We start from the raw sequence: 17,011 nt of genomic DNA, 5'->3' as shown, positions 1-17,011 counted from the left end.
CGATCCGGGTCCCCCCGGCCGGCTCCGCCTCGGCGAGCCACGCGAGCCCCGCCGCCTCCATCGCGAGCCGGTGCCGCGCGCCGCCGGGCGCCTGCTTGACGAACTCCACGCCGCCACCATGCCACGGCGGCCCGGGACCGCATCCCAGGCGGCCTGCGGAGCCCGGCGCTAGCGCAGCGGCCGCTCCAGCCGCCGCGGCTAGCGTGGCACCATGCCCGTCTCCCGCAAGCCCGCCCCCCTGTGGATCTGGATCGTGGCCGCCGCGTGCTTCGCGGTCGCCGCGCTGCTGCAGGGCGACGCGCTCAGCCGCACCCTCTTCCTCGTCGCGGCCGCGGCGCTCGCGATCACCGCGGTCGTGCAGTGGCGGATGCGCCGCGAGCGCTGAGCGCGGCACGTAGACTGGCGAGCAGCACAACCAGGCATCATGCCGAGCCCTCGGCCCGAGGATTCGGCCCGACGCGATGCCGCGCACATCGAAAGCGAGACGCCATGAGCGCCAGCCCGAAGCCCGGGATGCCGGACCGCCCCGCCCTTGAGGGACTCGAGGCCAAGTGGGGCCAGCGGTGGGAGGAGGCCGGCACGTACCGCTTCGATGCGACGGGCCTCGACCGCGACGCGATCTACTCGATCGACACGCCGCCGCCCACGGCGTCCGGCTCGCTGCACGTCGGCCACGTCTTCTCCTACACGCACACCGACCTCGTCGCGCGCTTCCAGCGCATGCGCGGCAAGCACGTCTTCTACCCCATGGGCTGGGACGACAACGGCCTGCCGACCGAGCGCCGCGTGCAGAACTACTACGGCGTGCGCGTCGACCCGACGCTCCCCTACGACCCCGACTTCACCCCGCCGCAGCAGGGCGGCGAGGGCAAGAGCTCGAAGGCCGCCGACCAGCAGCCCGTCTCGCGCCGCAACTTCATCGAGCTGTGCGAGCGGCTCACGGAGGAGGACGAGGAGCGCTTCGAGCACCTGTGGCGCACGCTCGGCCTCTCGATCGACTGGACGCAGACGTACCGCACGATCTCCGCGGACGCGCGCCGCACGTCGCAGCTCGCGTTCCTGCGCAACTTCGAGCGCGGCGAGGCCTACCAGGCGGATGCGCCGACCCTGTGGGACGTGACGTTCCGGACCGCGGTCGCCCAGGCCGAGCTCGAGGACCGCGAGCAGCCCGGCGCGTACCACACGATCCTCTTCACGTCGGAGGACGGCGACCTGCGGATCGAGACGAGCCGGCCCGAGCTGCTGCCGTCGTGCGTGGCCGTCGTCGCGCATCCGGACGACGAGCGCTACCAGCACCTCTTCGGCACGACCGTCACGACCCCGGTGTTCGGCGTCGAGGTGCCGTTCGTCGCGCACGAGCTCGCGCAGCGCGACAAGGGCACGGGCGTCGCGATGATCTGCACGTTCGGCGACGTCACCGACGTCACGTGGTGGCGCGAGCTCGACCTGCCGAACCGCTCCGTGATCGGCTTCGACGGCCGCTTCGCCGCCGAGGCGCCCGAGGCGCTCGCGAGCGAGGCGGCGCAGGCCGCGTACGCCGAGCTCGCCGGCAAGACGGTCTTCAGCGCCCGCAAGGCCGTCGTCGAGCAGCTGCAGGCCGCAGGCCGCATGATCGGCGACCCCAAGCCCATCCAGCACCCCGTCAAGTTCTACGAGAAGGGCGACAAGCCGCTCGAGATCGTCTCGACCCGCCAGTGGTACATCAGGAACGGCGGCCGCGACGCCGAGCTGCGCGAGCGGCTCATCGCGCACGGCCGCGAGATCGCCTGGCACCCCGAGCACATGCGCACGCGCTACGAGAACTGGGTGCACGGGCTCAACGGCGACTGGCTCATCTCGCGCCAGCGCTTCTTCGGCGTGCCGATCCCCGTCTGGTACGCGCTCGACGAGCAGGGCGAGACGGACTTCGACCGCGTGCTGCTGCCGCGCCCCGACCAGCTGCCCCTCGACCCGACGAGCGACGTGCCGGACGGCTACGACGAGTCGCAGCGCGGCGCGCCCGGGGGCTTCGTCGGCGAGGTCGACATCATGGACACGTGGGCGACCTCGTCGCTCACCCCGCAGCTCGCGGGCGGCTGGGGCGACGAGGGCGAGCTCTGGAGCAAGCTCGCGCCGTTCGACCTGCGCCCCCAGGGACAGGACATCATCCGCACCTGGCTGTTCTCGACGCTGCTGCGCTCGATGTACGAGGACGGCCGCGCGCCGTGGAAGCACGCGGCGCTCTCGGGCTGGATCCTCGACCCCGACCGCAAGAAGATGTCGAAGTCGAAGGGCAACGTCGTCACGCCGCTCGGCATGCTCGAGGAGCACGGCTCCGACGGCGTTCGCTACTGGGCGGCGTCGTCGCGCCTCGGCGTCGACGCGACGCTCGACCCGCAGAACCCGAAGATGATCAAGATCGGGCGCCGTCTCGCGATGAAGGTGCTCAACGCCGCGAAGTTCGTGCTCTCGATGGACGGCGAGCCGGGCGAGATCACCGAGCGGCTCGACCGCGAGATGCTCGCCGAGCTCGCCGACGTCGTGCGCGTCGCGACCCGCGCGTTCGAGGGCTACGACCACGCGAAGGCGCTCGAGGCGACCGAGGCGTTCTTCTGGACGTTCTGCGACGACTACCTCGAGCTCGTGAAGGAGCGCGCGTACTCGGGCGAGCCCGCGGGCCGCGGCTCGGCGATCGCGGCGCTGCGGCTCGCGATCGACGTGCAGCTGCGGCTGCTCGCGCCGTTCCTGCCCTTCGCGACCGAGGAGGTCTGGTCGTGGTCGCACGAGGGCTCGATCCACACCGCCGCGTGGCCGGAGCCGGCAAAGCTCGGCACCGAGCACTCGGCGACCGGCATGCTCGCGACGGTCGGGCAGGCGCTCATCGGCATCCGCCGGGCGAAGACGGATGCGAAGGCGAGCCAGAAGACGCCGGTCGCGTCGGCCGTCGTCGCCGTCCCTGCGGCGCTGCGCGAGCACCTCGAGGCCGCGGCCGACGACCTCCGGGCCGTCGGGCGCATCCGGGAGCTCTCGCTCGTCGACGCGGCCGAGCTCGCGGTCGGCGAGATCGTGCTCGAGGAGGCGTGATGCAGATCGGCACCCGCTGGGCCGTCGGCGGCGAGGCGCCGCAGTCGGTGCCGATCGCGATGCGGGCGGCGATCGACGACGAGGAGCGCACGCTCGTCGAGCTGGGTGCCGACACCTCGTCGTGGCGCTGGACGCTCACGTGGCTCGAGGGCCGGCCCGTCGTCGAGCTCGACGACGGCACGACCATCCGCCTCGAGGGCGACGCCGCGGTCGTGAGCCGCGAGGGCTGACGCCGCCGCAGGTGCATGACGGCCCCGGCTCGATCGAGCCGGGGCCGTCCCTCCTTGCACAGAGGTGATCTGGTGCCGAGCGCTACCGCATCGGCCGGGTGAGGATCTGCGCCATGACGAACGCGTCGTTGACGACGGCGATGGGCATGGTGACGGGGTGGTCCTCGCGCTTGGGCATGGTGTCTCCTGGGGTGGTGGGTGTGCTCCCGATCAGTCGATCGGGAAGGCGTGGAACTGGATCTGGATGCGGTGGGCGGGGTCGGCCGCGTCGGCCTCCGCGGTGGCGTCCTCCGCAGCGGCGGCTTCGGCGAGGCGCGCGCGGATGAGCCGCTCGACGTCGCGCGTGAGGCGCCGCAGCTCGCTCGCCCGCAGCGTCGCGGAACGGCTCGAGACGCGGGCGGCGTCGAGCGTCGGCTCGTCGTAGCGCTCCTCGCCCGTCGCGACGAACGCGGCGAGCAGGGCGCTGTCGTGCTGCGCCCAGGCGCCGAGCACCGTCGCGGACGCGGCGCGGCCCTCGGGCGCCGCGGCGAGCTCCTTCGTCCACACCTCGATCGGCGGGGCCGCGCGGTGCCACCAGCGCTCGCGCGCGGTGCCGAGCGCGGCGTCCTCGGCGATGAAGCCCTTCGCCTCGAGCTGGCGCAGGTGGTAGCTCGTCGCGCCCGTCGACTCGCCGAGCGCCGCGGCGAGCGACGATGAGGTCTGCGGACCGCGCGTCGTGAGCACGTGCAGGATGCGCACGCGCAGCGGGTGGGCGAGGGCCTTGAGGGTGTCGAGGTCGACGGCCGGGGCCTCGCTCTCGCCGCCGGGACCGTCGACGGCGGCGTCGAGCATGCATCCATCATACCCTTTGCAAAGATCGCTTTGCAAGGGTGCCGGGAGTGCGAGGCGTCAGCCGCGCGCGAGGATCCAGCCGTGCAGCACGGCCATCCAGCCGTCCTCGTCGGCGGTCCACGCGCGCCACGCATCCGCGATCCGGGCGCGCTCCGCCGCATCCGCGAGGCCGTGCCGCTCGGTGCCGTCGGCGAAGGCCGAGTGCACGGCTCGCTCCGCCCACTGGTCGCCCCAGAAGGCGCGGCCGCGCGGCGACTCGAAGCACCAGGTCTCGACGTCGGTCTCGACGCTCGCGAACCCCGCCGCGCGCGCCCACGACTTGAGCTTCGCGCCCGCGTCGCCGTCGCCGCCGTTCCGCGCCTGGAGCGCGACGACGAGCTCGCGCCAGCGCTGCAGCTCGGGGGTGAGCGGATGCACGACCGTGGCCGAGTAGATGATGTCGCGCGCCGCGACGAGGCCGGCCCGGTCGCGCCACGCGCCGAGCGCGGCGACGGGGTCGCCGAGGTGCTGCAGCACCTGGTGCGCGTGCACGACGTCGAATCGCTCGCCCGGCAGCGGGTCGTACGCGTCGCCGACCTCGAAGACGACGTTGTCGACCCCCGCCGCCAGGGCCGCCGCGCGAGCGTGCGCCACGACCTCGGCGCTCGCGTCGACGCCCACCACGCGCCCGGTCGGCCCGACGCGGCGCGCGAGGTCGATCGTGATCGAGCCGGGGCCCGACCCGACGTCGAGGATGCGCATGCCGGGCTCGACGAGGGGCGCGAGGTAGGCCGCGGAGTTCTCGACGGTGCGGGCGGCGTGGGCCGCGACCACGCTCGAGTGGTGGCCATGAGTGTACGTAACCGGGGGCATACGCAGAGTGTATGGGCAAGGTGCCCTTCCGCCCGCACCTAGGGTGGTGGCATGACCAACCCCTTCCTGGCGCCGAGCCCGCTCCCCTACCAGCTGCCGCCGTTCGCGGACATCCGCGACGAGCACTACGAGGAGGCGCTCGAAGCGGGCTTCGCGGAGCAGCTCGACGAGGTGCGGGCGATCGTCGAGGACGGGTCGGCGCCGACGTTCGAGAACACCATGGAGCCGCTCGAGCGCTCCGGGCAGGTCCTCTCGCGCGTCGCGAGCGTCTTCTGGAGCATGACCTCGACCGACTCGACGCCGTTCCTCCAGGAGCTCGAGGAGCGCTACGCCCCGCGCTTCGCCGCCCACGATGACGCGATCACGCTCGATCCCCGCCTGTACGCGCGCGTCGCCGCGCTGCGCGCCGCGCCCGACCCGACGTGGACCGACGAGCAGCGCTACCTCGTCGAGCGCCGCCACACCGAGATGACGCTCGCGGGCGCGGGGCTCGACGACGCCGCCCGCGCCCGGCTCATGGAGCTCAACCAGCAGATCGCGACCCTCACGACCCGGTTCGACAAGCACCTGCAGGCCGACACGAACGACCTCGCGGTCGTGATCGACTCACGCGCGGAGCTCGACGGGCTGAGCGACGGCGAGATCCAGGCCGCGGCTGCGGCGGCGGCCGATCGCGGCCTCGAGGGCACATGGCTCATCACCCTGCCGCTGTTCTCGGGCCACCCGTGGCTCGCATCCCTCTCCGACCGCGACGTCCGGCGGCGCGTCATGGAGGCATCCCTCGCCCGTGGCACGCGCGGCAACGAGCACGACAACCGGGCGACGGTCGTCGAGCTCACGGCCCTCCGCGCCGAGCGGGCGGCGCTGCTCGGGTTCCCGACGCACGCGCACGCGATCACGGCGGACGAGACCGCCGGCAGCCCCGACCGGGTCATGGCGATGCTGACCCGGCTCGCGGAGCCCGCCGCGGCGAACGCGCGCGCGGAGGCCGCGGCCCTGCAGGCGCAGATCGATGCCGCGGGCGAGTCGTACGAGCTCGCCGCGTGGGACTGGTCGTACTGGACCGAGAAGGAGCGCACGGCGCGCTTCGACGTCGACGCCGCCGCGCTGCGCCCCTACTTCGAGGCCGAGCGCGTGCTGCGCGACGGCGTCTTCCACGCCGCGACCCGCGTGTACGGCATCACGTTCGAGGAGCGGCACGACCTCGTCGGCTACCACCCCGACGTGCGCGTGTTCGAGGTGCGCGACGAGGACGGCTCTGAGCTCGGCCTCTACCTGCTCGACCTCTACACCCGCGACTCGAAGCGCGGCGGGGCGTGGATGAACTCGCTCATCCAGCAGAACGCGCTGCTCGACCACCCGACGGTCGTCATGAACAACCTCAACGTGCCGAAGCCGCCGGCGGGCACGCCCGCGCTGCTCACGTTCGACGAGACGACGACGCTCTTCCACGAGTTCGGGCACGCCCTCCACGGCCTCTTCGCGCACGTGACCTACCCGTCGCTCGGCGGCACGAACGTGTTCCGCGACTTCGTCGAGTTCCCGAGCCAGGTCAACGAGATGTGGATGCTCTGGCCGGGCATCGTCGAGCACTACGCGCGCCACGTCGAGACCGGCGAGCCGCTGCCCGCCGACGTCATCGCGCGGCTCCAGGCGTCGGAGAGCTTCAACCAGGGGCACGACACGAGCGAGTACCTCGCCGCGGCGCTGCTCGACCAGGCGTGGCACGCGCGCGTCGCGGGCGACGAGGTGACGGATGTCGCGGCGTTCGAGCGGGACGCGCTCCAAGCGGTCGGCCTGCTGAGCGAGACGGTGCCGACGCGCTACTCGACCGGCTACTTCCAGCACGTCTTCTCCGGCGGCTACTCCGCGGGCTACTACTCCTACATCTGGTCGGAGGTCATGGACGCCGACACCGTCGAGTGGTTCAAGCAGCAGCCCGACATCCGCGAGGCCGGCCAGCGCTTCCGCGAGCGACTGCTCGGCGTCGGCGGCTCGAAGGATCCGCTCGAGGCGTTCCGCGACTTCCGCGGCCGGGACGCCGACATCGCGCCGCTGCTGCAGCGCCGCGGCCTCACGACCGCCGGCTGACGCGCCGGGCGCGCGCGGGCCTACCGCGCGCGCCCGGCCTGCAGCACGAGCCAGATGAAGTACGGGATGCCGACGAGCGCGGTCATGACGCCCGCGGGCAGCTGCGCCGGCGCGATGAGCGTGCGTCCGAGCGTGTCGGCGAGCAGCGTCAGCGAGCCTCCGAGCAGCGCCGCGAGCGGCAGCAGCGCCCGGTGCCTCGCGCCCACGATCGCGCGCGCGGCGTGCGGTGCGACGAGCCCGACGAAGGCCACGACGCCGATCGCGGCGACCGCGGTCGAGGCGAGCAGGACCGCGAGCGCGAGCGCGATGACCTGCACGGCCGTGAGGCGCACGCCGAGCAGCCGCGGCGTCGCCTCGTCGAGCTGCGCGAGGTCGAGGTCGCGGTGCATCCACGCGAGCGCGAGCGCCGCGATGAGGATCGCCGCCGCGACCGGCGCGACGTCCTCGAACCCGCGCCCGTAGGTCGAGCCCGCGAGCCACACGATCGCCTTGCCGCGGTTCCACGGGTCGGTGACCACGATGAGCAGGCTCGTGAGCGCGGCGGTCGCGGCCGAGAGCGCGAGGCCCGTGAGCACGAGGCGCAGGCTGCCGAGCCGGCGCCAGCCGACGAGCACGAGCACGAGCAGCCCGGCGAGCGCGCCGCCGGCGAGCGCGCTGCCGGCGACGGCCCACCCGGTCGCGACCGGCACGAGGGTGATGACCGCGACGGCTCCGAGCCCCGCACCGCCCGCGACGCCGAGCAGATAGGGCTCCGCGAGCGCGTTGCGCGCGACCGCCTGCACGAGCGCTCCCGAGAGCGCGAGCGCGACGCCCGCGAGCACCGCGGCCGCGATGCGCGGCGTGCGGGTGTCGAGCGTCACCCGCACGGCGTCGCCGGCGCGCCCCGCGAGCCAGTTGGCGACGTCGCCGAGCAGCAGCATCCGGTCGCCGAGCAGCACGGCGCCGAGCACCATCGCGACGAGGGCGACGGCGGCGACCGCGATCGGGAGCCAGACGCGGCGCACGAGCGGCCGGGCGCCGAGCACCGACATCGACTCCGTCTCCGCCGCGCCCGCGACCGTGCGGGCGAGGACGATGATGCAGATCGCGCCGACGAGGCTTGTCACGACGCCGGTCGGCACGTCGAGCGAGGCCGACCCGGGCAGCAGCGCGCGCAGCAGCACGTCGGCGCCGACGACGAGCAGGGCTCCGGCGAGGGCGCCGAGCGGGATCGCCACGACGTGCCGCGCCGCTCCGGGGATGCGGGCGGCGATCAGGCGCACGAGGATCGGCGCGGCGAGCCCGACGAAGCCGATCGGGCCCGCGATCGCGACCGCCGCGGCGGCGAGGGCGACGGATGCGACGAGGGTCGCGAGCCGCAGGCGGCCGACCCCGACGCCGATCGTCGTCGCCGCCTCCTCGCCGAGCGCGAGCACGTCGAGCCGACGGGCGAGCAGCAGCAGCGCGGCGATGCCGGCGAGCACGACCGGCAGCAGCTGCGCGACGGTCTCGATCCCGTTCTGCGACAGGCGGCCGACGCCCCAGGCGTAGAGCCCCGCGGTCTCCTGCTCGTTGAGGATGATCGTGACGGTCGTGACGGACTGCAGCGCGAGGGCGAGGGCGGTGCCGACGAGCACCATCTGCGTCGTCGAGCCGCGGCCGCGACCGATCGCGACGACCGCGAGCGCGGCGGCGAGGCCGCCGACGAAGGCGATCCCGGCGCCGCCGAGGCCCGGGAGGCTCACGCCCGCCACGGTCGCGAGGGCGATCGCAGCGCCCGCCCCGCCGTTCACCGCGAGCGTGTCGGGCGAGGCGAGCGGGTTGCCCGTGAGGGTCTGCATCGCGTAGCCGGCCGCGCCGAGCGCGAGCCCCACGACGACCGCCGCGGCGATGCGCGGCAGCCGGCTCTCGACGATGACCGACGCGTTGCCGCCCTCGCCGCCGAGCCAGCCGAGCAGCTCGTCGACGCCGAGATCGGTCGTGCCCTGCGTGGCGTGCCACGCGCTCAGTGCGGCGAGGGCGACGAGGAGGGCCGCGCCGAGCGCGAGCCCTCCCGGTCGGAGCCTCGTCACGGCGTGGGCGCGAGTGCCGCGACGAGCGCGTCGAGGTAGGCGGTCATCGAGCCGGTGCCGCCGAAGAGCCAGATCCCGTCGGGCAGGCGGTGCACGCGGCCCGCCTGCACGGGCGGGAGCCCCGTCCAGATGGCGTTGCTCGCGAGCTGCTGCGTGAACACGTCCCGCTCACCGACCGTCATGTAGACGATGTGCGCGTCGTCGGGCAGCACGGTGAGCCCCTCGACGTCGGTCACGCCGAGCCCGTACTGCGGGTCGCCCTCGCCCGGCCACGCGTTCTGCAGGCCGATCTCCTCGAAGACCGCGGGCAGCAGCGCGCCGTCGGCGTACGGGCGGATCTCGATCTGCCCGCCGTTCTCGTAGCCGTCCATGTGGGCCACGGGCGTGCCCTCGAGGCCGTCCTCGGCCACCTGCTCGGCGAGCTCGTCGACGTGCTCCTCGAACGCCGCGATGGCGTCCTCGGCGGCGTCCTGGCCGCCGACCGCCTCGCCGACGAGGCGGAGGTCGTCGTACATGGTCTCGATGGGGGCCGCGGCATCGGCGCCCTGCAGCACGAGGACGGGGGCGATCGCCTCGAGGTCGGCGTAGGCGCCCTCGTCGCGACCCGCGACGGCGATGATGAGGTCGGGCGCGAGCCCGGCGATCGCGTCGATCGACGGCTCGACGCGCGTCCCGACGTCGACGGGGTCGCCCTCGAGCGGCGCACCGGTGCCCGCCCACTCCTCGTAGCCCGCGACGTCGGCGACCCCGAGGGGCGCCACGCCCACCGTCTGGAGGTGCTCGACGGCGACCCACTCGAGCGCCACGACGTCCTCGACGCCGCCCGGGATCTCCACCTCCGCCCCGCGGGCGTCGGTGAGCGTCACGGCCTCGCCTGCGGCCGGCGCGCCGCTCTCGCTCGGCGCCTCGGTGGTGCCGCACGCCGCGAGGGCCAGCGCCGACAGCGTCGCGACTCCCGCGAGCAGCGTCCTCCGGGCACCGCTCGACGGCACGGTTCGCTTGAACATGGTCAGCCTTCCTCGGCCCGCGGCATCGCGCCGTCGGGCCTGCTGGGGGAACGTGTCACGCGGCGCGCGGCACGGGCGACCGGCGGCGCAGCCGCCGCGGTCGGATGCGCAAGCCCGCATGCTCGGGCTCGACGTCGATGGGCACCTCGTAGGCGGCGCTGAGCCGGTCGGCGGTCAGCACCTCCCGGGGACTGCCGGCGGCGACGATGCGGCCGTCGACGAGCAGGACGACCTCGTCGGCGACCTCGGCGGCCTGCTCGAGGTCGTGGAGCACGACGCCGACGGCGACGCCGTCGTCGGCGAGGTCGCGCACGATCTCGAGGATCTCCCGCTGGTAGCGCACGTCGAGGTAGGTCGTGGGCTCGTCGAGCAGCACGACGCCCGTCTGCTGCGCGAGGCACGTCGCGAGCCACACGCGCTGCCGCTGGCCGCCCGAGAGCTGCGCGACCGGATGGTCGGCGAGCGCGGCGATGCCGGTCGCGGCCATCGCGCGGTCGATCACGTCGGCGCCGTGCGGGTCGCCCGCGCGGAAGCGGCCGCGGTGCGCGAACCTGCCGTAGGCGACGACCTCGCGCACGCTCACGCCCGACGGATCGGGGTGCGACTGCGCGAGCAGCGCGATGCGACGCGCGAGCTCGCGCTCCCCGAGCCCGGCCGCGTTGGCGCCGTCGGCGAAGACGACGCTGCCCGCGCTCGGGCGGTGCAGGGCGGTGAGGCCGCGCAGCAGCGTCGACTTGCCGCTGCCGTTGGGGCCGACGAGCGCGGTCACCCGGCCCGGCGCGAGCGCGATCGACGCGCCGTGCACGATCTCCTCGCGCCCGTAGGCGAGGCGCACGTCGTTCGCGCGCAGCGCGCTCGGTCGGTCATCCCTCACATCGGTAAGGGTAGCCTTACCTCAGGGCGCCCGCAAACCGCACCTCAGGCAGACAGCTCCTGGATGTCGTCGCCGGTGAGCACGACCGGCGCCTCGGTGCCCGCCACCGACTCCTTCGTGACGATCACCCGCTCGACGCCCTCACGCGACGGCACGTCGAACATCACCGGCGCGAGCACGGTCTCGAGGATCGCGCGCAGGCCGCGGGCGCCGGTCTTGCGCTCGACCGCGAGGTCGGCGATCGCCTCGAGCGCCTCGGGCTCGAAGTCGAGCTTCACGCCGTCGATCTCAAAGATGCGCTGGTACTGCTTCACGAGGGCGTTGCGCGGCTCGGTGAGGATCTGCACGAGCGACGCCCGGTCGAGCGGCGACACCGTGGCGATCACCGGCAGGCGACCGATGAACTCGGGGATGAGGCCGAACTTGTGGAGGTCCTCGGGCAGCACGTCCTGGAACACGTCGAGGTCGGGCTTGAGCGACGCGACGGGCGCGCCGAAGCCGATGCCGCGCTTGCCGGCGCGATTCGCGATGATGTCCTCGAGGCCGGCGAACGCGCCCGCGACGATGAACAGCACGTTCGACGTGTCGATCTGGATGAACTCGGAGTTCGGGTGCTTGCGCCCGCCCTGCGGGGGCACCGACGCGACGGTGCCCTCGATGATCTTCAGCAGCGCCTGCTGGACGCCCTCGCCCGACACGTCGCGGGTGATCGACGGGTTCTCGGCCTTCCGGGCGACCTTGTCGATCTCGTCGATGAAGACGATGCCGGTCTCGGCGCGCTTGACGTCGTAGTCGGCCGCCTGGATGAGCTTCAGCAGGATGTTCTCGACGTCCTCGCCGACGTAGCCGGCCTCGGTGAGCGCGGTGGCGTCGGCGACCGCGAAGGGCACGTTCAGCTGCTTCGCGAGCGTCGACGCGAGGTACGACTTGCCGCAGCCCGTGGGCCCGACCATCAGGATGTTGGACTTCTGGATCTCGACGGCGTCGCCGGCGGCGTCGGCCGACTCGAGCTGCTTCGACGCGCCGATGCGCTTGTAGTGGTTGTAGACGGCGACCGCGAGCGACTGCTTCGCGCTCTGCTGGCCGATCACGTACTCCTCGAGGAACTCGAAGATCTCGCGCGGCTTCGGCAGCGTGAAGCGCTCCGGGGCAGCGGTCTCTCCCGCCTCGGCCGCGCGCTCCTCGATGATCTCGTTGCACAGCTCGACGCACTCGTCGCAGATGTACACGGCGGGGCCCGCGATCAGCTGCTGCACCTGCTTCTGGCTCTTGCCGCAGAAGGAGCACTTCAGCAGATCGCCGCTCTCTCCGAGTCGTGCCATCTCGCCCACCTCCAGTGCTGACGGACGCGGCTCGCGCCCCTGCAGAGAGCCTAGGGCAGGCGGGTGACACGTCGACCGACCACGCCGCGATCGGCAGGATCGGCTGCCCGGGCCGCCGCGAGGGCCGTCGATAGGCTGGACGGATGCATGCCGCCATCGCCGCGCTCGCGGCCGTCATCCTCCTGCCCTCGCACGCCGCCGTCGTCGGTTCGACGCCCTCCGACGGCGCGACCCTCACCGAGCAGCCGGGCGCGCTGAGCGTCGTCATGAACGAGGAGATCCTCGAGATCGAGGGCGCCGACAGCGCGAACCGCCTGCAGCTGACGGATGCGTCGGGCCTGTTCTACGGCGACGGCTGCGCGAGCGTCGAGGGCGACACGATCTCGCTCGACGCCGAGCTCGGCGGGGCGGGCGAGTACGCCCTGACCTACCAGATCGTCTCGGGCGACGGCCACGCGGTCGACGGCACGATCGCCTTCTCCTTCGACCCGGCGGAGGGCGAGGAGGGCGGGGCCGGCTCCCCCACCGCGCCCGTGTGCGGCGAGGCGCCCGCGCCCGCCGAGGACGCCGAGGACGCGACCGCGACGAGCGGCGCGGTCGCGCCTGACGCATCCGCCGTCGCCGACGAGGCGCCCGACGCAGCTGCGACCGAGGCTCCCGCGGAGGGCGAGGGCGGCGGCTTCCCGTTCATCGCGGTCGGCGTGCTCGCGATCCTCGCCGTGCTCGCCGTCGTCGCGTACACCGTCAACCGCGGCTCCCGGCAGCGGCGCGACGGCGCCTGACCCGACGCATCCGCCCGACGGCGAAGGGCCGGCGCTCCCGCTCGCGGGAGGCCGGCCCTTCGTCGTCGCGTCAGCCGAGCAGCTGCGGCGCCGTCTTCCGGCTCGAGAGCACCTGGTCGATCAGGCCGTACTCGAGCGACTCCTGCGCCGACAGGAACGTGTCGCGCTCGATGTCCTTCGACACGCGCGCCACGTCGTGGTTCGAGTGCTTCGAGAGCGTCTCCTCGAGCCACTCGCGCATGCGGAGCACCTCGCGCGCCTGGATCTCGATGTCGGATGCCTGGCCCCGGCCCGCGTCGGACGTCGCGGGCTGGTGGATGAGGATGCGGGCGTTCGGCAGCGCGAGGCGCTTGCCGGGCTCGCCCGCCGCGAGCAGCACGGCGGCGGCGGAGGCCGCCTGGCCGAGGCACACGGTCTGCACCGCGGGCCGGATGTACTGCATCGTGTCGTAGATCGCCGTCATGGCCGTGAACGAGCCGCCGGGCGAGTTGATGTACATGACGATGTCGCGGTCGGGGTCCTGCGACTCGAGCACGAGCAGCTGCGCCATGATGTCGTCGGCGGATGCGTCGTCGACCTGCACGCCGAGGAAGATGATGCGGTCCTCGAAGAGCTTCGCGTACGGGTCCTGGCGCTTGAAGCCGTAGGCCGTGCGCTCCTCGAAGCTCGGGAGGATGTAGCGCGAGCCGGGCATCTGCAGCGCGCTGCCGCCCGACTGGAACATGGGGGTCTCCATCAGTTGCCCTCCTGGCCTGCCGCGCCGCTCTCGCTCGCGGGATTCGGATCGGTGACGTCGTGATCGGTGCCGCCGCCGCCGGCGACGTCGCTCGCCGACGCGCGCACGTGGTCGACGAAGCCGTACTCGAGCGCCTCCTGCGCGGTGAACCAGCGGTCGCGGTCGCCGTCGGCGTTGATCTGCTCGACGCTCTTGCCGGTGCGCTCGGCCGTGATCTCGGCGAGGCGCTTCTTCATGTCGAGGATGAGCTGCGCCTGCGTCTGGATGTCGCTCGAGGTGCCGCCGAAGCCGCCGTGCGGCTGGTGCAGCAGCACGCGCGCGTTCGGCGTGATGTAGCGCTTGCCGGGCGCGCCCGAGGTCAGCAGCAGCTGCCCCATCGAGGCCGCCATGCCGATGCCGACGGTGACGATGTCGTTCGGCACGAACTGCATCGTGTCGTAGATCGCCATGCCGGCCGTGATCGAGCCGCCGGGCGAATTGATGTAGAGGTAGATGTCCTTGGTCGAGTCCTCCGCGGCCAGGAGCAGGATCTTGGCGCAGATCTCGTTCGAGTTGTCGTCGCGCACCTCCTCGCCGAGCCAGATGATGCGATCGCGCAGCAGGCGGTCGAAGACCGACGGCGCGAAGACGGGTTCAGCCACGGGTGACTCCTTCTCTCGGTTGCTTCCACACTAGGTGAGCGCGATGGCCCCGCCTGCGCGTGTTCGCCGCAGGCGGAGGCGCGCGGACGTGCGAGAGGGCCGGGCTCGCGCCCGGCCCTCTCGCAGCGGATCAGTCCTCCTGGTGCTGCGCCGCGAGCTTCGCCTCGGCCTCGCGGATCGCGCCCTCGACGTCGTCCTCGTCGACCTCCTCGGCCGGCGGCAGGAAGTCGCTCAGGTCGACCGTCTCGCCCTTGTCGTCGACGACCGTGACGCGGCCGAGCAGCGTCGAGAGGGTCTTGCCGCGCAGGATGTCGCCGAGCAGGACCGGCAGCTGGCCGTTGGCCTCGAGCGCCTGCACGAGCTCCTGCGGCGCCATGCCGTACTGCGCCGCCTGCTGCACGACGATCTGCGTGAGCTCCTGCTGCGTGACCTGGAGGTTCGCCTCCTCGGCGAAGCGGTCGAACAGCATCTGCTGCTTGAGGAGCTTGCGGGTCTCCTGCCGCACCTCCTCGCCGTGCTCGGCGTCGTCGGCGCGGTTCTCGGCCTCGAGGTGGCGGACGACCTCGTCCTCGACGACGGCCGAGGGGACCTCGATCTCGACGGCCTCGAGCAGCTCCTCCTGCAGGCGCTGGCGCGCCTGCTCGGCCTGGCCGAGTCGGCCGCTGCGGCCCGCCTGCTCCTTGAGGTCGGCCTTGAGCTCGTCGATCGTGTCGAACGCGCTCGCCATCTGCGCGAAGTCGTCGTCGGCCTCCGGCAGCTCGCGCTCCTTGACCGCGTTGACGGTGACGGTGACCTCGGCGTCCTTGCCGGCGTGGTCGCCGCCGACGAGCGTCGAGGTGAACGTCGTCTCCTCGCCGGCGGTGAGCGACTCGACCGCCTCGTCGATGCCGTCGATCAGCTCGCCCGAGCCCACCTCGTAGGAGATGCCGTTGGCGGTGTCGACGACGTCGCCGTCGATCGTCGCGGTGAGGTCGAGCGTCACGAAGTCGCCCTTCGCGGCGGGGCGGTCGACCGTGACGAGCGTGCCGAACCGGCCGCGCAGGTCGTCGAGCTCCTTCTGCACGGCCTCGTCGCCGACCTCGATCGCGTCGACCGTGATGGTGCGGCCGTCGACCTCGGGCAGCTCGAAGTCGGGGCGGACGTCGACCTCGATCTCGAGCACGAGGTCGCCGGAGAAGTCCTTGAGCTCCGGCCACGCGGTCACGTCGGCCTGCGGGCGGCCGAGCGGGCGGATGCCGGCCTCGGCGACGCCGCGGCGGTAGAAGTCGTCGATCGACTCGGAGACGGCCTGGTTCAGGATCTCCTCGCGGCCGATGCGCTGGTCGATGATCGCCGAGGGGACCTTGCCCTTGCGGAAGCCGGGGACGCTGATCTGCTCGGCGACGGTCTTGTACGCCTGGTCGATCGCGGGCCGCAGCTCCTCCGGCTCGACCGCGATGGTGAGCTTCGTGCGCGTGTTCTCGATCTTCTCGACCGTGGTCTTCACGGGGTGGTCTCCTGAGGTTGGTGGCTTGTGCGGCGCGTCGGCCGGCGGCGCGTGAGCACGCCGGATCCACCGCGAGCGGCGGACCATCGTCCGAGTCTAGCCGGGTGGGTCCCCGTGCGGCCCAATCCGCCTGTTCGCCCGCGACGAACCGCCTGCATGACCGCCCTCGCAGCCTCCCGCGCTCCCGCGCCAGCGCGGCCTGCGATACTCAGGCGCGTGGAGACCTCGCTCGAGCAGTGCCTCGCGCGCGCCGCCGAGGGCGACGAGCGTGCGTTCGCTGCGCTGTACGACGCGACGGCCGCGCGGGTGTTCGGGCTCGTGCTCCGCATCCTCGTCGACCGCGCGCAGTCGGAGGAGGTGGCCCAGGAGGTGTACCTCGAGGCGTGGCGGCAGGCGAAGCGGTTCGATCCGAGCCGGGGCGCCGCGATGTCGTGGCTCCTGCAGATCGCCCACGCCCGGGCGGTCGACCGCGTGCGCGCCTCCCAGTCGCAGCGCGACCGGGACGAGCGCGTGGGCGTGCGCGACACCGCGGTGCCGATCGACTCGGTCGCCGAGGAGGTCGAGATCTCGCTCGAGGCGGCTCGCGCCCGCCGCGCGCTCGAGGCGCTCAGCGAGCCGCAGCGGCGAGCGATCGAGCTCGCGTACTTCCACGGCCTGACCCAGACGGAGATCGCCGAGCGCACGGGCGCGCCGCTCGGCACGGTGAAGACACGGCTGCGCGACGGCATGCAGCGGCTCCGCGCGACCCTGGGGGTGACCGCATGACCGACCGACCCCGGCCCATCGACGAGCTGGCCGCCGCCTACGCGCTCGACGCGCTCGAGCCCGCGGAGCGCGCGCGCTTCGAGGCGGAGGCGTCGCCCGAGGCGCTCGAGGAGGCGCGACGGCTCGCCGAGACGGCGACGCTCCTCGCCGCGGACGAGGTGCCGCCGCCGGCGGGCCTCCGCGGGAGCGTGCTCGGTGCGATCGCGCGCGAGCCGCAGCTGCCGGCGACGCCGGAGGGCGCGGAGGACGACGCGACCGGGGCAGCAGACCGGACCGGCGC

General features: G+C 73.3%; 15 protein-coding genes and 1 pseudogene. 7 read left to right on the top strand and 9 right to left on the bottom strand.

Annotated elements, in window-relative coordinates:
- Window positions 1–211 precede the first annotated feature (211 nt).
- From NWP09_RS06305 to NWP09_RS06295, 3 genes are all read left to right on the top strand, one after another.
- Window positions 212–385 (top strand): hypothetical protein, encoded by a 174-nt coding sequence (locus NWP09_RS06305; protein ID WP_258274684.1) that lies wholly within the window; start codon window positions 212–214, stop codon window positions 383–385.
- 104 nt (window positions 386–489) lie between these two features.
- The gene (gene valS / locus NWP09_RS06300) at window positions 490–3,063 is read left to right on the top strand and encodes a valine--tRNA ligase (RefSeq protein ID WP_258274683.1); all 2,574 of its coding nucleotides are present in this window, start codon (window positions 490–492) and stop codon (window positions 3,061–3,063) included.
- On the top strand, window positions 3,063–3,293 hold the full coding sequence (locus NWP09_RS06295; RefSeq protein WP_258274682.1) for a hypothetical protein: 231 nt from the start codon (window positions 3,063–3,065) through the stop codon (window positions 3,291–3,293). Before valS ends, NWP09_RS06295 begins: the two co-directional genes overlap by 1 nt.
- A 210-nt stretch (window positions 3,294–3,503) precedes the next feature.
- On the opposite strand, the gene NWP09_RS06290 is transcribed toward NWP09_RS06295, so the two are convergent.
- Together NWP09_RS06290 and NWP09_RS06285 are read right to left on the bottom strand one after the other, a co-directional pair.
- Complete coding sequence (locus tag NWP09_RS06290) at window positions 3,504–4,124, bottom strand: helix-turn-helix domain-containing protein (RefSeq protein WP_258274681.1); 621 nt, start codon at window positions 4,122–4,124, stop codon at window positions 3,504–3,506.
- 57 nt (window positions 4,125–4,181) lie between these two features.
- Window positions 4,182–4,976, bottom strand: coding sequence for a methyltransferase domain-containing protein (locus NWP09_RS06285; protein WP_258274680.1), 795 nt, complete (start codon window positions 4,974–4,976; stop codon window positions 4,182–4,184).
- A gap of 51 nt (window positions 4,977–5,027) precedes the next feature.
- On the opposite strand from NWP09_RS06285, the gene NWP09_RS06280 reads away from it, so the two are divergent.
- Window positions 5,028–7,067, top strand: coding sequence for a M3 family metallopeptidase (locus NWP09_RS06280; protein WP_258274679.1), 2,040 nt, complete (start codon window positions 5,028–5,030; stop codon window positions 7,065–7,067).
- A 20-nt stretch (window positions 7,068–7,087) separates the two neighbouring features.
- Here NWP09_RS06280 and NWP09_RS06275 read toward each other — a convergent pair whose 3' ends face one another.
- Genes NWP09_RS06275 through clpX form a run of 4 tightly spaced genes read right to left on the bottom strand, consistent with a single transcriptional unit; the run spans window position 7,088 to window position 12,321 of the window.
- A complete protein-coding gene (locus NWP09_RS06275) occupies window positions 7,088–9,118 on the bottom strand; it encodes an iron ABC transporter permease (RefSeq protein ID WP_258274678.1) in 2,031 nt (676 codons plus the stop codon).
- Window positions 9,115–10,125 carry an iron-siderophore ABC transporter substrate-binding protein gene (locus NWP09_RS06270; RefSeq protein ID WP_258274677.1) on the bottom strand — a complete coding sequence of 337 codons (1,011 nt, stop codon included), beginning with the start codon at window positions 10,123–10,125 and terminating at the stop codon, window positions 9,115–9,117. The genes NWP09_RS06275 and NWP09_RS06270 overlap by 4 nt, the downstream gene beginning before the upstream one ends.
- A 55-nt stretch (window positions 10,126–10,180) precedes the next feature.
- The gene (locus NWP09_RS06265) at window positions 10,181–10,999 is read right to left on the bottom strand and encodes an ABC transporter ATP-binding protein (protein ID WP_258274676.1); all 819 of its coding nucleotides are present in this window, start codon (window positions 10,997–10,999) and stop codon (window positions 10,181–10,183) included.
- 44 nt (window positions 11,000–11,043) lie between these two features.
- A complete protein-coding gene (gene clpX, locus NWP09_RS06260; RefSeq protein ID WP_258274675.1) occupies window positions 11,044–12,321 on the bottom strand; it encodes an ATP-dependent Clp protease ATP-binding subunit ClpX in 1,278 nt (425 codons plus the stop codon).
- Window positions 12,322–12,464: 143 nt separating this feature from the next.
- On the opposite strand from clpX, the gene NWP09_RS06255 reads away from it, so the two are divergent.
- Window positions 12,465–13,103, top strand: a complete 639-nt coding sequence (locus tag NWP09_RS06255; RefSeq protein WP_258274674.1) for a copper resistance protein CopC — start codon at window positions 12,465–12,467, stop codon at window positions 13,101–13,103.
- A 70-nt stretch (window positions 13,104–13,173) separates the two neighbouring features.
- Here the strand turns inward: NWP09_RS06255 and NWP09_RS06250 are convergent, their stop codons facing one another.
- The 3 genes from NWP09_RS06250 to tig form a co-directional block, all read right to left on the bottom strand.
- Window positions 13,174–13,839 (bottom strand): ATP-dependent Clp protease proteolytic subunit, encoded by a 666-nt coding sequence (locus NWP09_RS06250; RefSeq protein ID WP_258274673.1) that lies wholly within the window; start codon window positions 13,837–13,839, stop codon window positions 13,174–13,176.
- Window positions 13,839–14,480, bottom strand: a complete 642-nt coding sequence (locus NWP09_RS06245) for an ATP-dependent Clp protease proteolytic subunit (RefSeq protein WP_258274672.1) — start codon at window positions 14,478–14,480, stop codon at window positions 13,839–13,841. Before NWP09_RS06245 ends, NWP09_RS06250 begins: the two co-directional genes overlap by 1 nt.
- A 130-nt stretch (window positions 14,481–14,610) precedes the next feature.
- Window positions 14,611–15,966 (bottom strand): trigger factor, encoded by a 1,356-nt coding sequence (gene tig, locus NWP09_RS06240; RefSeq protein ID WP_258274671.1) that lies wholly within the window; start codon window positions 15,964–15,966, stop codon window positions 14,611–14,613.
- Window positions 15,967–16,182: 216 nt separating this feature from the next.
- Here tig and sigK point away from each other — a divergent pair, with 216 nt between their 5' ends.
- Together sigK and NWP09_RS06230 are read left to right on the top strand one after the other, a co-directional pair.
- Window positions 16,183–16,731: an ECF RNA polymerase sigma factor SigK gene (sigK, locus tag NWP09_RS06235; RefSeq protein ID WP_258274670.1), complete on the top strand. Its 549-nt coding sequence runs from the start codon at window positions 16,183–16,185 to the stop codon at window positions 16,729–16,731.
- Window positions 16,728–17,011, top strand: a pseudogene (locus NWP09_RS06230) (hypothetical protein); the annotation flags it as partial. The gene sigK and the pseudogene NWP09_RS06230, both read left to right, overlap by 4 nt.

Source organism: Agrococcus sp. HG114 (assembly GCF_024723325.1).
GTDB lineage: Bacteria > Actinomycetota > Actinomycetes > Actinomycetales > Microbacteriaceae > Agrococcus.
Note: the sequence above shows the minus strand (reverse complement) of the source record. Positions and strands in the feature narration are given on the sequence as shown.

Bases quoted from the DNA above. Each gene is read 5' to 3' on its own strand.
- NWP09_RS06305 (WP_258274684.1), top strand. From the start codon at position 212: ATGCCCGTCTCCCGCAAGCCCGCCCCCCTGTGGATCTGGATCGTGGCC.
- valS (WP_258274683.1), top strand. From the start codon at position 490: ATGAGCGCCAGCCCGAAGCCCGGGATGCCGGACCGCCCCGCCCTTGAG.
- NWP09_RS06295 (WP_258274682.1), top strand. From the start codon at position 3,063: ATGCAGATCGGCACCCGCTGGGCCGTCGGCGGCGAGGCGCCGCAGTCG.
- NWP09_RS06290 (WP_258274681.1), bottom strand. From the start codon at position 4,124: ATGCTCGACGCCGCCGTCGACGGTCCCGGCGGCGAGAGCGAGGCCCCG.
- NWP09_RS06285 (WP_258274680.1), bottom strand. From the start codon at position 4,976: ATGCCCCCGGTTACGTACACTCATGGCCACCACTCGAGCGTGGTCGCG.
- NWP09_RS06280 (WP_258274679.1), top strand. From the start codon at position 5,028: ATGACCAACCCCTTCCTGGCGCCGAGCCCGCTCCCCTACCAGCTGCCG.
- NWP09_RS06270 (WP_258274677.1), bottom strand. From the start codon at position 10,125: ATGTTCAAGCGAACCGTGCCGTCGAGCGGTGCCCGGAGGACGCTGCTC.
- clpX (WP_258274675.1), bottom strand. From the start codon at position 12,321: ATGGCACGACTCGGAGAGAGCGGCGATCTGCTGAAGTGCTCCTTCTGC.
- NWP09_RS06255 (WP_258274674.1), top strand. From the start codon at position 12,465: ATGCATGCCGCCATCGCCGCGCTCGCGGCCGTCATCCTCCTGCCCTCG.
- NWP09_RS06250 (WP_258274673.1), bottom strand. From the start codon at position 13,839: ATGGAGACCCCCATGTTCCAGTCGGGCGGCAGCGCGCTGCAGATGCCC.